This is a genomic window from Sporosarcina sp. FSL K6-1540, assembly GCF_038620285.1.
GTDB classification, from domain to species: Bacteria; Bacillota; Bacilli; order Bacillales_A; family Planococcaceae; genus Sporosarcina; species Sporosarcina psychrophila.
The window spans coordinates 2981274-2995090 of the sequence record NZ_CP152018.1 but is presented as its reverse complement, the minus strand read 5'-3'; the positions used below and the strand labels follow the sequence as shown (position 1 = coordinate 2995090).

Genomic DNA, 13817 nt, shown 5'->3' with positions numbered 1-13817 from the left:
ACGTTACATGCCCTTTTTCAGTTCTTTTATTTTCTGTTCGAGCTTGGCCACGAGAGCATCATCTACATCTTCAAGTGCATCTAGCATGTGACTTACAACGACACTTCCAAATTCATCCATCAGCTCATTTGTCATTTCTTTCGACTGTGTAGTCAAAAATTCTTCCCTTGATAGAAGCGGTTTATACAAAAACGACCGTCCTTCCAGTCTCTTGCAAAGAATCTCCTTGTCTACTAATCGATTCATAACAGTCATTACTGTATTGAAATTCGTTGATTTTTCACGTTCAAGTACTTGCTGAACATCTTTAATAGTCATTTCGACATCATTCCATAAAACGTCCATAATCTTTGCCTCAAGAGGGCCAAAAAAGCGGTTTAGCCCACTTTCATTCAACTTAAATTTCCTGATTTTCATGACTACTCATCTCCACATTACTCATTGTAGTGCTAGTCTTTTATCCAGTCAAGAATTCTCTTTTGAAAAACAGACAATTAACAAATCTGTAACATTTATTGCCCTATATTCTCCTTATTTAGGTCAGGTTGTCTTTAACAATTCAGACAAAAATCTCCCCGGCATTTAAACCGAGGAGATTTTCACAACCTATTATTGAAGCTATTTATTGTTTATTTATCATCTTCAAATTCAATTTTTGTACCGTCTTTAAATCGAATTTCTAGCTCAAATTCCGTATAATCTGTCGGTAAATCGAATACCTTCATTACTTCTTGAATGGCAGCTTCCTTCCCTGTCTGTTGAGTAATTGTTAACTGTTTCACCAATGGATACAGTTCATTGAATGCCTCTGTCCCCTTTTTCTTGATATTATTAAGTGAATCCTCAATTTCTGCATCGATTGAATTGTCACTATTTTTTTCAAGCTCTGCCTCATATTCCTGATGATTCGCATAGTCAAGCTTTAGTTCGAAATCAGCATAGCCAAGTTCATCCATCTTTTTTTGCATATCATCTTGATTGACGGTATCTGTATTTTGTTCAGTTTCAGGGCTACTAGTTCCCTCCGTCGAAGTCGCACCATTTGTGTCCCCATTACTATTCTCTCCCGTAATAGGTTCGTCCACTACCTTATCATTATTTTTTTCAGCGTTCCCGCAAGCAACAAGCACAAAGGATAATGCCATGGTCAAGATGAAAATAGAAATTTTCTTCATCGTATCTACCTCCTTATACAGTCCATTCCCCATCGAGGGACTTTTACACATGAAAAAACTACCTATTTGGGATATCGATAAATACCTGTTAGGATGGGGATAATGATGAATATAAATTGTGATAACGGAGGAATTTCAATGAATGAATCGATTAAGCAAACTGTTGCTACACTTACGTATATTTCAGTCGAACGAGTTATGGGTTGGTATGACCAAAAAACAAAGCGTACCGTGCATAGTATCCATTTATATACTGACTCGATTTCAACTTCACGAAATACATTCAGATTAGAACACGTGCATGATATGTCCTATAAGCCGTTTTCCAGCGGAGCAGGATTTTTCTATTTACATACAACCCAAGGCGTCTTCACTTATGAAGTCGATACAGACCCAACTTATTTCATCCGGACCTATCAAAGTTTACCCAGATGATCCGCACTTTCATTTTTTTGTTTAGTCCTTACCTTTTTGGGGAATATAAAAAAGGAGAACAAAAAATGGAGGTAATTTAAATGACTATTAAAAAAACTGTTGAAAACGCCGTTCAGGCAAAGGAAGAAATCGAGAAATTGGTAACACAAGGATATACACATGATGAGATTTATATTTTTGCACATGACAAAAAGAGAGCCAGTCACATAACGGATGCGCTAGATACAGAAAGCGTAGGTATGAAAGAACAAGGTTTCTTGGATAGTATGAAAAACATGTTCTCTTCTCGCGGAGATGAACTCCGTAGCAAGATGGAAGCTGCAGGACTATCCACGGCAGAAGCTGCCGATGCAGAGGCAGAACTTGACCAAGGGAAACTTATCCTAATTGCGAAGAAATAACTTATAAGTTTATGAATCCCATTCCTCTGATATGAGGAATGGGATTTTTTTGATTGCTTGGGGGATTATTTAGTTCGTTGCATATATGGTCGGTTGAATGTCGGTTATGATTGGTTCGTCGGAGATATGATCGCTTCCGCATCCGTTTTGATCGGTTCGTCGGGGTTATGATTGCTTCCGCGTCCGTTATGATCGGTTCGCCGGGGAAATGATCGCTTCCACGTCGGTTATGATTGGTTCGTCGGAGATATGATTGCTTCCGCGTCAGTTATGATCGGTTAGCCGGGGATAGGATTGCTTCCGCGAAGGTTATGATCGGTTGGACGGGGATAGGATTGCTTCCGCATCGGTTATGATCGGTTAGCCGGGGTTATGATCGGTTAGCCGGGGTTATGATTGCTTCCGCGTCAGTTATGATCGGTTCGTCGGGGATATGATTGCTTCCGCGTCCGTTATGATCGGTTGGACGGGGATATGATCGCTTCCGCATCCGTTTTGATCGGTTCGTCGGGGTTATGATTGCTTCCGCGTCCGTTATGATCGGTTGGATGGAGATATGATCGCTTCCGCGGCGGTTATGATTGGTTGGACGGGGATAGGATCGCTTCCGCGTCGGTTATGATCGGTTCGTCGGAGATATGATTGCTTCCGCGTCGGTTATGATCGGTTCGTCGGGGTTATGATTGCTTCCACGTCGGTATGATCGGTTGGACGGGATCATAATTGCTTCCGCGCCGGTTATGATCGGTTGGACGGGGATAGGATTGCTTCCGCGATGGTTATGATTGATTGGTCGGAGATAGGATTGCTTCCGCGTCGGGTATGATCGGTTGGACGGAGATATGATTGCTTCCACGTCAGTTATGATCGGTTAGCCGGGGATATGATCGCTTCCACGTCGGGTATGATCGGTTCGTCGGAGATAGGATCGCTTCCGCGTCAGTTATGATCGGTTAGCCGGGGATATGATTGCTTCCGCGAAGGTTTTGATCGGTTGGCGAGCAAACCGCTTACGTTTTCACTTTTTTAATGCTTTCATTGGCATAATCACACCATTATTCGATATGATGAACAATGGAAGTGGGTGCGTTTTATGATTAACAAGTTCTGGAAGATCGGTTTTTTCACTGGACTTACAAGTTTCGTTCTTCTCATAGTAGGTGTTCGAACTGTTTTGGGTCAAACGCTTGTCTTTACAAACTACTTAACATTTGGTCTTTTCGGGCTAATCATCGGTGTTTTTTCATTTTTACTGCTGTTTTACAATTTGAAAATTGCTTTCAGGATTTTCTTGATTGGTGTGGCTCTCGGTTTTGCAGAGTTTTTCCGCAGCTTGTTAATGAATCCGAATGGGATAGGTGATGTACTCGGAATCTTGTCCTTGTTCATCATTTCTTCCTTTGGATTGGGACTGGCATTTATTGTCCAGTTCATCGTGATTTTAATGAAGAAAAAGAGCTAAGAACAAGAGCACCGAAGTCTAGATGATAAAAAGAGTGTGCAACTCCTAGTTCCCCTAGGAATTGCACACTCTTTTTAAATGGATTAGACGGCTTTATCTTTCTTAATCTGCTTACTTCGTAACTGACCGCATGCTGCGTCAATGTCTGTACCATGTTCAAGACGGACGCCGCAATTGATGCCTTTTCTTTTGAGTGTTTCATAAAATGCTTTAATGTCTTCTGGTGTACTACGGCGATACTGGTCATGTTCGTCAACCGGATTGTAGGGAATCAAGTTAACATATGATAGGTGACGTTTGTTTTCAAGTAGTTTTGCAAGCTGCTGTGCTTCCAGAACATGATCATTTACATCATGCAACATAATATATTCAAACGTGATTCTGCGGTTTGTCGTTTCCAAATAATAATCGATTGAATCCATCAATTTCTCAATCGGGAACGCTTTGTTAATTTTCATAACGCGTGTACGCAACTCATTATTAGGTGCATGCAGAGATACTGCTAGGTTGATTTGGATATTTTCTTCTGCAAAATCCTTAATTCGTTGCGGATTACCACTTGTTGAAACGGTAATGTGACGAGCACCGATGGAAAGTCCTTTTTGATCATTGACGACACGAAGGAAATTCATCAAATGCGAATAGTTGTCAAATGGTTCGCCAATTCCCATAACAACAATATGACTTACGCGCTCATCTTCAGCTTTCGCGTCAAGGTGATGCTGTACTTCCATGATTTGTTCCACAATTTCTCCTGCTGTTAAATCACGGCTTTTTTTCAATAATCCACTCGCACAAAAACTGCAACCGATATTACAGCCGACTTGTGTCGTTACACAAACCGATTGGCCGTAAGGAAATTTCATTAAAACAGTTTCAATCAAGTTACCATCTTGCATTTTAAATAGGAATTTGATTGTGCCATCTTCTGATTCCTGTTTCACAGTCTGTTCTAGCGTTCGGAGGACATAGTTCGCATCCAGCAAGTCGATACATTCTTGATTAATATTTTTCATGTCTTCAAAGTTTGTTACACGCTTTTTATATAACCAGTCCCAAATTTGTGCAGCACGGAATTTTTTCTGCCCTTGATCCACTAACCATTCTGTAAGTTGTTCAATTGTGAGTCCATATATCGAATTCTTCATTAGTTATCCTCATTTCAAAAAATGCAATTCACATATTATACTACATGAAATTAGAAATGGGAACAACTATTTTAGTTAATAAATGTGAATTTCCAGCCCATAATCGCAAAAGACCCTCTATTATTATCTCCTCCGCAAATAAAGACTGTCCTTAATCTTTTTGGATTTTTAAATTTTAAATTTCTTTACATGATCTTTTAAGTTTATTGCCATTTCATTAAGGGTCGTTGTCGTTCCAACCATTTCTTCCATAGAAGCCAATTGCTCTTCCATAGATGCAGCAATGTTTTGCGTATGGGAAGATGTCTCTTCTAATGATTGAACTGTTTCGATTGTAGATGCTAGTATTTCCTCAGAACCCGCAGAGATTTCTTGTATTGTTGCAGATACTGATTGATTTTTTTCTGTAATTTGAGTAATACGATTCAAAATGCTAGTAAACGATTTACCTGTTTCTCGTACGATTCCAGTTTCACGTTCCACATCTTCGTAAACCTTCGTCATGGCCTTCACAGAATTTTGAGAGTCATTTTGAATTTCTTTCACGAGCGTACTAATTTGGTTTGCTGAAGATGCGGATTGCTCAGCAAGTTTCCTCACTTCATCTGCGACTACACTGAATCCTTTTCCAGCATCGCCTGCACGTGCTGCTTCTATAGCGGCATTCAGTGCAAGTAAGTTTATTTGATCAGAAATAGCCGTAATAATTTCTATAATTTGACCAACTTCATTGGATCTCGTATTCATCAACTGTGTGATATCCATAGAAACTTTAACTGAGCTCGTTATCGTATCAATCCCTTGAATCGAGTCTAAAATAAGATGATTACCTTGCTTAGCTTCTTGGGATGCATCCATCGATTCTTCCGTTACTTTCATAGAAGAATCTGCTATTTCTTGCAGACCAATTGTGATTTGTTCAAGCGCCACCAAGTTTTGTGATGCACTACTTGCTAACGTATCGCTCGTCGAAGATACTTCTTGGGTCGTAACAGTCGTATGATTGACTACTTCTGTCATTTGCTCTGCGCTATAGGTCAAGTCATCCGAGGAAGTGATAACGTTGTCCGTCGCTACATTGACATGTTCAATCGTATTTCTCAATTCTTGCTGCATGTTTCGGAAACTGTGGGCAAGATGACCAATTTCATCTTGACTATTCACACTAACTTCTTTTGTCAAATCACCTTGGGCTACAACTTCTGTATACTTCACTAATTGTTGAAGTGGTTTCGTAATTCTTGTTGATAAAATATAAGATATTCCAGCCCCTACCACCAATGCCCCTAGCGTAAGTGCAATACTGATGACAAGTATTTTCCGGGTTAAATCAGGGATAAATTTCGCTTCCTGATCGATTCCTATAATAGAATCTGTCCCTTCAATATGTAAATAGATTGATTTATGTACACCGTACTCATCCTCATAAATCTCACTGAACAATGGCTGTTCCATGTTTAGCGCATCGTTTTGTTCGGATTTAAACGGATAAGGCGTAAGATAATCTGCCGTATCGGACAACGCAAGGATCATATCCTCACCATCAACTTTACTCATGATATAAACACTTTCTAAATCGCCTATCTCACGCGATTCATTGATTATAGCGAGTAATCTTTCATAGTCCTGTTTATTTGTCTTTGCTTTATTAAGCATCTCGGCATCGATATCTTTTTTCAAGTCTAGTAAATTCGTGTTGAGTACTCTCTCAAACTGGGGAATGACATTCTGATTGACAATTGACATAGATTGAAAATAAAAACCTAAACTAAATAATAAAGATAATACTGCAATTGGAATAATCGTTCCAAGCATTATTTTAGTTCTAATAGATCCTTTTTGTTTAAACAAACTAATTCCTCCTAAGATTTATACGAGTTGCGGTTCATAGAGCGATATAAAATTGCTCAATTCAAGTGTAAGCAATCGCTTATTTTCGTCAAATGTGTGATGTTTGAAAAATACAACAGAAAAAATAGGGTACTCTTTGTAATCCATATACCTATAGTCTAGTATTTCATTAAATTGTTGCTTAAAACTTTCATGGTCTACCGCTCGAATTAATTCAAGCGAAATCGACGGGTCAAATTCTGCACAAAGAAAACTATAAATCGCATTATCCATAGCCTCTATTTTTTCTTCCCAATTTGGTTTTAGCTGATTGAAATAATAATCATAAACGTCTACACCATAAGCATGTACGCCCAGTTCTGTCGTACCTATACCAGCAAAGCGGAATGGATTTACTTCAATTGGCACAACTTGTCCTTCTTTAGTTATTCGAACTTCAAAATGTAGCGGGAAGGAAGCCAGCGCATCAATATCCCCTAATTTTTCCAAAAAGTCCGAAATTGGAGCAAGTGTTTCACTTAATACACTTTTGCTTGTGTAATATATACGATCACTCATGTCTTTATCGTTAGCAAACATGCGCTTAAATAAATTTAAGATGACAGGTTTTCCCTCTTTAGTAAAATAAGCATCAATTGCATACTCGTCTCCTTGAATTAGCTCTTCTAATATGACAGTTTGGCTATCAATCACATCATTAGGATACGCGGATGCTGAATCGTTTATATCGACTTTCAATTTTTCTACGGTATGATGCCAATCTTCAATACAATCTATTCTATAAACCCCAACACTCGAGTAGCCGATAACAGGCTTAATAATAATAGGGAATGGAATTGATTCTAAAGGTATTTCATATAAATCTTGAATAGATACTTCACGGAAATAAAATGAAGGATAAATTTTTGTCATTCTCCTCCTAAATTCCGCTTTGTTTTTGAATAGTGATGTCCATTCGGCAAATTTACTCTCAGGTAAGTAATTCATTAACATAGCCAAACCGTTTTCCGAATTAAATAAAAGAGGAGCAGAAGACTTCTCAAGTTGTTCAAAGAACAATGTCTCTTCAAGTAAATCAAGTTTTTCTTCCTCCGGAATCTGCACATCTCCTATTTTTAAAACCGGAGTACCTAATTGCTGTAAAGTTGATGAAAGTAATGTTGATACATAAGGCTTATCAAGTATAATCATTTTATTCTCCTTCTTCTTGTTTTTTTCTACTATATTTTTACAGCAGAATTTTTGTTCGTACCGATATTATTATCTCCCAATAGAGCCTATAGTATTGATTTTGAAAAATGATTAATACCAATGACCTATAATTATCCACTGAAAAATAACAGTTAATAACTCCTATTATCATACATAGTAAGTTTTAACAATGCTATGCATTGTATTAAAGTATCATTATTTTGTATAGTCCGAATAGGTAGATAGTTAATCTGTATTATGTCATAACTGTATTCTAATGGCTTTTCACTCTGCCTATCTCAAAATTCCTTGTTTAATTTAAGACATTATTTTTTCAAAAATTCATCATAGGTCTTTTAGATTAAATAACATAAGCAATAGATTCTATTGCATAAATAAGCCATATATAATTCTTATTACAATTATATATGATTTATTTATTATATTTAAATTCCTTCATTGCTATTATTTTAGTCACATTTTTACTTCCCATGGTTTTCATCACCTTCAATATCTTATTTCGTTCTATGACCTACTGAATTCAAATAGCAAGGGTTCATTCATTTTTCTTTGTCATACGTTAATAAATAAAACTAGGCATCCTCCATATTTCCTGGAGGATGCCTAGTTTGTGGTCACTACTTATTTAAACTTCATCGCACTGCATTCTTTGCGGCTTTGTCCTTATTTATTTTCATGACAAGCGTTAAAATATTCAATAAGCTAAGTACTGTGAAAAAGATTCCAAAGCCAATTTGACCATCCGCAAATCGAGTAATTGCGAAATAACTCATGAATAATATAAGTGCAAGATCAATATATTTAGATCCCATGTCGATAACCTCCCCTGTTTACACAAGTATATCAGTTTCGATGCACTTTTCATTAAGTCATTTCATCTTAGAATCTAACAGTACATTACAAATTCAAAATGTCAGTCAATTTCTCAACTAATCGCTCCACCTGTTCATCTGTACCAACTGTAATACGCAAATAGTTGTCGATTCCAGGCTTGTTAAAATACCTAACTAACACGCCTTCTTTTTTTAATTCATTGTAGAGAAACTCTGCTGGAACAGTCTGATGTGAGGTGAAAACAAAATTTGCTTGTGAAGGTAGCACGTTGAAATTGAGCTGTTGCAACGTCTCGTTCATCTTTTCCCGTGTTGCAATGATTTTCTGAGTCGTCTTCTCAAAATAGTCTTCATCCTCAAATGCAGCTTTTGCTCCCACTAGCGCAAGACGGTCCAGCGTATAAGAATTGAATGAGTCTTTAATGCGAATCAATGCAGCAATTAAAGAAGGAGCTCCCATCGCAAAGCCAACGCGCAAACCGGCGAGTGAACGTGATTTAGATGTCGTCTGGACGACAAGGACATTGTCGTATTTCCGAATGAGTTCAGTCGCTGATTTCGATGCAAAGTCGATATATGCCTCGTCGATGATGACGACTTGGTCAGGGTTATTTTTGACAATCTCTTCAATGTGCTTAAGTTCAGCATAAATGCTAGTCGGCGCATTTGGATTTGGTAAAATGACGCCGCCTTCAGACTGAAAGTAGTTATCCACAGGCAATGTAAAATCTTTATTCAACGGAACTTCCTCATAAGGAATATCGAATAACTTTGCATAGACCGGATAAAAGCTATATGTTACATCAGGAAACCGGATTGGTTTGCCAGGCTCAAAAAACGCCATGAAGGAGAATGCCAGAACTTCATCCGAACCATTGCCGACAAATACTTCTTCAGCAGTAAGTCCATATTGCAGTCCGATTGTTTCTCGTAGCTCAGTCGCTGTAGGAGATGGATACAACTGAAGGTTGCGCCCCATCTCTTGCTGGATTGCAGCTATCACTTTTGGACTTGGAGGATACGGATTTTCATTGGTATTCAGTTTCACGATGTCCTTTTGTTCAATTTGCTCCCCCGGAACATACGGCTCGGTCCGTTTCACCATAGAGCTCCAAAATTTACTCATCTCTCAGCACTTCACTTTTAGGTCGTCTTTTCCGCAATTCGTTTTTGACATCCTCAACACTAACACCTAACTCTTCCATCAATACAAGTGTGTGATACGTCAAATCTGCAAGTTCGCTCGTTACTTCAGCTTTATCACGGTTTTTTGCACCGATGACAACTTCAGTTGTTTCTTCTCCAACTTTTTTCAAAATCTTATCCAAACCTTCGCGGAACAGATACGTTGTGTATGATCCTTCTACTGGATTGGCACGTCGATTTTTTATTTCATCCGTGATCTCATGAACGATTGAGCGAGTCTGTACTACCTCATCGAAAACTTGCTTGTGGAAACAAGTCACTTCTCCCGTATGACACGCTGGACCCAGTGGTGTAACTTGTACTAAAATTGAATCACCATCGCAGTCCAGTGACAAGTTCTTCACAATTTGCCGATTGCCAGATGTTGCTCCTTTATTCCACAGCTCTTTTCTTGATCTGCTGAAAAACCAAGTCTCTTTCGTATCAATCGTCTTCTGCAACGATTCTTTATTCATATAAGCAAGCATCAGTACATTCCCTGTCCGGTCATCTTGAACAATTGCTGGTATCAATCCATTTTCGTCAAATGATAATGTGTCAATTTCTATTGTCATGGTTAGTCATTCCCAACAGATGTATTTTTTTCAGCTAGATATGTTTTTAATTCGCCGATATTAATGTCTTCGAAATGGAATACAGATGCAGCAAGCGCAGCGTCAGCTTTCCCTTCAGTTAAGACAGTATGGAAGTGTTCAGGTTTCCCTGCTCCGCCGCTCGCAATAACAGGAATGTTGACCGCTTCCGCAATCGCCCGCGTCAATTCGAGGTTATAGCCGTCTTTCACGCCATCTTCCCCGATACTATTAACAACAAGTTCACCGGCACCCAGTTTTTCGCCTTGAATCGCCCACTCAATAGCATCCATACCAGTATCTTTCATGCCTCCATTAGAGAATACCGACCACTTAGAAGGGCCCACTTCATTGACATCCATCGACAGGATAATGCGTTCAGAACCGAATCTCTTTGACGCTTCTTCAATTAAAGATGGATTGCTGAGCGCTGCACTGTTGATGGATACTTTGTCCCCGCCAGCATCAAACACCTTCTGAATATCTTCGACAGTCCGTATACCCCCACCGACAATAAATGGTACGGGTACTTCTTTCGCAATTTCTGCAATAAGGTCAAGGAACATGGCACGATTATTTGTCGAAGCAGCAATGTCGTAAAACACAAGTTCATCTGCACCGTCAGCTACATATTTCTTAGCCAATGTCAGTGGATCTGCAACTTCTTTAACTTCTAAAAACTTTTTCCCTTTTACGACTTTCCCGTTATCAAAATCTAGGCATGGTATTATCCGGTTGCTTGTCATCCTCGTTGTCCCCCTAATATTTTTTCTAAAGATATTTTACCTTCATACAATGCTTTACCAATAATTGCTCCATATAAATCTAGTTTCCGTAACTGAATGATATCCTCTTCCGTGGAGACACCGCCTGAAGCCACAATGTCGATGGAAGACGCATTGTCCATCATTTCCAGTTCGTTAAAATTAGGTCCTTGCATCATTCCGTCTTTCAAAATATCTGTATAAATGACTGTTTTCACACCGATTACTTCTAATTCTATTAACAAGTCAACTGCTAATACATCACTTGTTTCCGTCCAGCCATCCGTTGCAACGAATCCTTTTCTTGCATCGATGGAAACTGCAATTTTATCACCGTATTTTTCTACGGCTTGCTTTAAAAATGGTTTATCTTGAATCGCTGCCGTTCCGATGATTACGCGACTAACGCCGGATGCAATATGTGCGTCAATGATCTCCATCGTCCGAATTCCGCCACCTACTTGAACTGGTATCGATACGTTTTTAGCAATCGCTTGAATGGCTTCGCGATTTAATGAATTACCTGTTTTCGCCCCATCTAAATCGACGACGTGAATGTAGTCAGCACCTTGCTTTTCCCACTCCAGAGCCATCGCTGTTGGTGAGTCATTATAGATAATTTCTTGGTCATAATCACCTTGAATTAGCCGAACACATTTACCATCACGTATATCAATTGCTGGAAATAAAATCATCGGTGTTCCCCCTTATATATATAATTCCATTAAATCCGCTACGGCGCTTGGGGATGCCTCCCGCCATAAGCCGAGCAGCTTCGCCGCCAGTCTTATGGCTTCGGCTACCCCTTGTAAGGCGCCTTCGCTTAGTAAATTATGAATTCGAGCAGTACCTGCACACAAAACAAAATTACCAAGTGTGTAAAGGTAATATTCTTATAGCATTCCCTTCGTAGATGGAACTCCTTTTACATCTGGATTAATCGCACTTGCTACGCGCAATGCACGTCCGAATCCTTTGAAAATTGATTCGATAATATGGTGACTGTTTTTCCCGTACTGCAAATTGATATGCAATGTTACTTTGGCATGGCTTGTGAATGCTTGGAAAAACTCCTCAACAAGCTCAGTGTCGAATTCCCCTACTTTATCTTTCAATCCCTCAACGTTATAAACAAAAAATGGACGCCCGCTTATATCGATAGAAACTGTTGATAATGCTTCATCCATAGGTGTTGACACTGTCGCATAACGCTCGATGCCTTCCTTTGATCCGATACTTTCATAGAACGCTTGTCCCAATACAATTCCGATATCTTCGACGGAGTGATGCTGGTCTACTTCGATATCGCCATCACAATCAACAGCCAAATCGAATCGACCGTGATTTGTGAACAATGTCAGCATATGATCGAGAAAGCCCACTCCTGTTTTAATAGTTGTTGTTCCACTTCCATCAATCGCAAAGTCTAAGTTAATCTTTGTTTCCGCTGTCTGTCTTGAAATCGATTTACTCCGCATTCAAATCCGCCTTCCTTACTTGAATTGAATTTGCATGGGCCGTTAAGCCTTCCGCATTCGCAATTGTGATAATGTCTTCGGCTACTTCTTGCAATGCTTGCTCCGTATACTGAATAATGCTCGATTTTTTCATAAAGTCATAGACACCTAACGGCGATGAAAATGCCGATGTCCCGCTCGTTGGCAATGTATGATTCGGACCTGCCATATAATCGCCCAATGCCTCCGGTGAATAGTTTCCTAAGAAGATTGCTCCTGCATTGTGAATGAACGGTAATTGCTCCATCGGATTTTCCACCATAAGCTGTAAATGTTCCGGCGCCAATTTATTAACAAAGTCGTATGCTTCCTCCAACGATTCAACCAAGATAATGCGCCCATTATCAGCGATTGAAACTTCAATAATTCCCTTACGATCTGCTTGTTCAGTTTGCTTTATCACTTCTTTTTGAAGTGCTTCAGCAAATGATTGACTCGTCGTTACGCATACAGCTGTTGCCCGTTCATCATGCTCCGCTTGTGATAATAGATCAGCAGCGACAAACACTGGGACAGCGCTATTGTCTGCAACAACACAAATCTCACTCGGTCCTGCAATCATATCGATGGCTACGTCACCAAAAACCCATTTTTTCGCCCGTGCAACAAATGCATTTCCAGGCCCCGTGATTTTCACTACTTTTTTTACTGTTTCCGTCCCATACGCCAATGCTGCAATCGCTTGAGCACCACCAATTTTATAGACGATATCGACACCGGCTTCTTGCGCTGCTACGAGCACATGTGGATTCACTTTGCCATCCGCTTGAGGTGGTGTCACCATTGCAATCCTTCCGACTCCCGCAATTTTTGCCGGAATAGCATTCATGAGAACAGTCGATGGATAAGCCGCTTTTCCGCCAGGTACGTATATACCGACACTGTCTAAAGGCGTCACTTTCTGACCAAGAACAATTCCTTGTTCTTGATTAATAAACCAAGACTGTTCTTTTTGAACTTCATGGAACGTAGTAATGTTTTGCTTTGCTTTTCTAAGAGCACTTAGGAATTGCCCTGTAATCAACGTCCGCGCCTCCGCAAACTCTTCAGGCGTTACAATCAAGTTATCTTGCCACACGCCGTCAAACTGTTCGGTAAAGCTTCTTAATGCCTGGTCCCCATCTTCACGGACTGTTTCGATAATTCCAAGCACAGTTCGGTCAAATTCAAAATTAGTTGTTTGTACTGCCGTTTGCTGCTCTTTCTCTTTTGTATATTGTTCCAACGTTACAATTCGCATA

General features: G+C 39.5%; 15 protein-coding genes. 3 read left to right on the top strand and 12 right to left on the bottom strand.

What is annotated here, in order from left to right; genetic code table 11:
* Window positions 1–3: 3 nt before the first annotated feature.
* Both MKY15_RS14175 and MKY15_RS14170 read right to left on the bottom strand, forming a co-directional pair.
* Entirely contained in the window at window positions 4–417 is a 414-nt protein-coding gene (locus MKY15_RS14175) for a BlaI/MecI/CopY family transcriptional regulator (protein ID WP_187047157.1), read from the bottom strand.
* Window positions 418–629: 212 nt separating this feature from the next.
* Window positions 630–1175, bottom strand: a complete 546-nt coding sequence (locus tag MKY15_RS14170; RefSeq protein WP_187047156.1) for a YusW family protein — start codon at window positions 1173–1175, stop codon at window positions 630–632.
* Between the two features lie 102 nt (window positions 1176–1277).
* On the opposite strand from MKY15_RS14170, the gene MKY15_RS14165 reads away from it, so the two are divergent.
* From MKY15_RS14165 to MKY15_RS14155, 3 genes are all read left to right on the top strand, one after another.
* Window positions 1278–1610 (top strand): hypothetical protein, encoded by a 333-nt coding sequence (locus tag MKY15_RS14165; RefSeq protein WP_067207112.1) that lies wholly within the window; start codon window positions 1278–1280, stop codon window positions 1608–1610.
* A gap of 80 nt (window positions 1611–1690) precedes the next feature.
* On the top strand, window positions 1691–2011 hold the full coding sequence (locus MKY15_RS14160; protein ID WP_067207109.1) for a general stress protein: 321 nt from the start codon (window positions 1691–1693) through the stop codon (window positions 2009–2011).
* Between the two features lie 1093 nt (window positions 2012–3104).
* Window positions 3105–3473, top strand: a complete 369-nt coding sequence (locus MKY15_RS14155; RefSeq protein ID WP_067207106.1) for a hypothetical protein — start codon at window positions 3105–3107, stop codon at window positions 3471–3473.
* A gap of 83 nt (window positions 3474–3556) precedes the next feature.
* On the opposite strand, the gene rlmN is transcribed toward MKY15_RS14155, so the two are convergent.
* The 10 genes from rlmN to hisD all read right to left on the bottom strand — a co-directional run bounded on the left by rlmN (window position 3557) and on the right by hisD (window position 13816).
* Window positions 3557–4621, bottom strand: coding sequence for a 23S rRNA (adenine(2503)-C(2))-methyltransferase RlmN (rlmN, locus tag MKY15_RS14150; protein ID WP_342537820.1), 1065 nt, complete (start codon window positions 4619–4621; stop codon window positions 3557–3559).
* A gap of 168 nt (window positions 4622–4789) precedes the next feature.
* The gene (locus MKY15_RS14145; protein WP_342537819.1) at window positions 4790–6472 is read right to left on the bottom strand and encodes a methyl-accepting chemotaxis protein; all 1683 of its coding nucleotides are present in this window, start codon (window positions 6470–6472) and stop codon (window positions 4790–4792) included.
* Between the two features lie 18 nt (window positions 6473–6490).
* The gene (locus tag MKY15_RS14140) at window positions 6491–7663 is read right to left on the bottom strand and encodes an ATP-grasp domain-containing protein (RefSeq protein WP_067207099.1); all 1173 of its coding nucleotides are present in this window, start codon (window positions 7661–7663) and stop codon (window positions 6491–6493) included.
* Between the two features lie 653 nt (window positions 7664–8316).
* Entirely contained in the window at window positions 8317–8496 is a 180-nt protein-coding gene (locus MKY15_RS14135; protein ID WP_067207096.1) for a hypothetical protein, read from the bottom strand.
* Window positions 8497–8581: 85 nt separating this feature from the next.
* Complete coding sequence (gene hisC / locus MKY15_RS14130; protein WP_342537818.1) at window positions 8582–9643, bottom strand: histidinol-phosphate transaminase; 1062 nt, start codon at window positions 9641–9643, stop codon at window positions 8582–8584.
* On the bottom strand, window positions 9636–10277 hold the full coding sequence (hisIE, locus tag MKY15_RS14125) for a bifunctional phosphoribosyl-AMP cyclohydrolase/phosphoribosyl-ATP diphosphatase HisIE (RefSeq protein ID WP_067207090.1): 642 nt from the start codon (window positions 10275–10277) through the stop codon (window positions 9636–9638). Before hisIE ends, hisC begins: the two co-directional genes overlap by 8 nt.
* Window positions 10278–10279: 2 nt before the next feature.
* Window positions 10280–11041, bottom strand: coding sequence for an imidazole glycerol phosphate synthase subunit HisF (gene hisF, locus MKY15_RS14120; protein WP_342537817.1), 762 nt, complete (start codon window positions 11039–11041; stop codon window positions 10280–10282).
* Window positions 11038–11754 (bottom strand): 1-(5-phosphoribosyl)-5-[(5-phosphoribosylamino)methylideneamino]imidazole-4-carboxamide isomerase, encoded by a 717-nt coding sequence (hisA, locus tag MKY15_RS14115; protein WP_067207084.1) that lies wholly within the window; start codon window positions 11752–11754, stop codon window positions 11038–11040. Before hisA ends, hisF begins: the two co-directional genes overlap by 4 nt.
* Before the next feature lie 198 nt (window positions 11755–11952).
* The gene (gene hisB, locus MKY15_RS14110; RefSeq protein ID WP_187047149.1) at window positions 11953–12537 is read right to left on the bottom strand and encodes an imidazoleglycerol-phosphate dehydratase HisB; all 585 of its coding nucleotides are present in this window, start codon (window positions 12535–12537) and stop codon (window positions 11953–11955) included.
* Window positions 12527–13816: a histidinol dehydrogenase gene (gene hisD / locus MKY15_RS14105; RefSeq protein ID WP_342537816.1), complete on the bottom strand. Its 1290-nt coding sequence runs from the start codon at window positions 13814–13816 to the stop codon at window positions 12527–12529. The genes hisB and hisD overlap by 11 nt, the downstream gene beginning before the upstream one ends.
* Window position 13817: the final 1 nt, after the last annotated feature.

Excerpts from the sequence above, each read along its gene's own strand:
- MKY15_RS14135 (WP_067207096.1), bottom strand. The coding sequence starts at position 8,496 with ATGGGATCTAAATATATTGATCTTGCACTTATATTATTCATGAGTTAT.
- hisB (WP_187047149.1), bottom strand. The coding sequence starts at position 12,537 with ATGCGGAGTAAATCGATTTCAAGACAGACAGCGGAAACAAAGATTAAC.
- MKY15_RS14170 (WP_187047156.1), bottom strand. The coding sequence starts at position 1,175 with ATGAAGAAAATTTCTATTTTCATCTTGACCATGGCATTATCCTTTGTG.
- hisD (WP_342537816.1), bottom strand. The coding sequence starts at position 13,816 with ATGCGAATTGTAACGTTGGAACAATATACAAAAGAGAAAGAGCAGCAA.
- MKY15_RS14165 (WP_067207112.1), top strand. The coding sequence starts at position 1,278 with ATGATGAATATAAATTGTGATAACGGAGGAATTTCAATGAATGAATCG.
- hisF (WP_342537817.1), bottom strand. The coding sequence starts at position 11,041 with ATGACAAGCAACCGGATAATACCATGCCTAGATTTTGATAACGGGAAA.
- hisIE (WP_067207090.1), bottom strand. The coding sequence starts at position 10,277 with ATGACAATAGAAATTGACACATTATCATTTGACGAAAATGGATTGATA.
- MKY15_RS14140 (WP_067207099.1), bottom strand. The coding sequence starts at position 7,663 with ATGATTATACTTGATAAGCCTTATGTATCAACATTACTTTCATCAACT.
- MKY15_RS14155 (WP_067207106.1), top strand. The coding sequence starts at position 3,105 with ATGATTAACAAGTTCTGGAAGATCGGTTTTTTCACTGGACTTACAAGT.
- hisC (WP_342537818.1), bottom strand. The coding sequence starts at position 9,643 with ATGAGTAAATTTTGGAGCTCTATGGTGAAACGGACCGAGCCGTATGTT.
- MKY15_RS14160 (WP_067207109.1), top strand. The coding sequence starts at position 1,691 with ATGACTATTAAAAAAACTGTTGAAAACGCCGTTCAGGCAAAGGAAGAA.
- hisA (WP_067207084.1), bottom strand. The coding sequence starts at position 11,754 with ATGATTTTATTTCCAGCAATTGATATACGTGATGGTAAATGTGTTCGG.
- MKY15_RS14175 (WP_187047157.1), bottom strand. The coding sequence starts at position 417 with ATGAAAATCAGGAAATTTAAGTTGAATGAAAGTGGGCTAAACCGCTTT.
- rlmN (WP_342537820.1), bottom strand. The coding sequence starts at position 4,621 with ATGAAGAATTCGATATATGGACTCACAATTGAACAACTTACAGAATGG.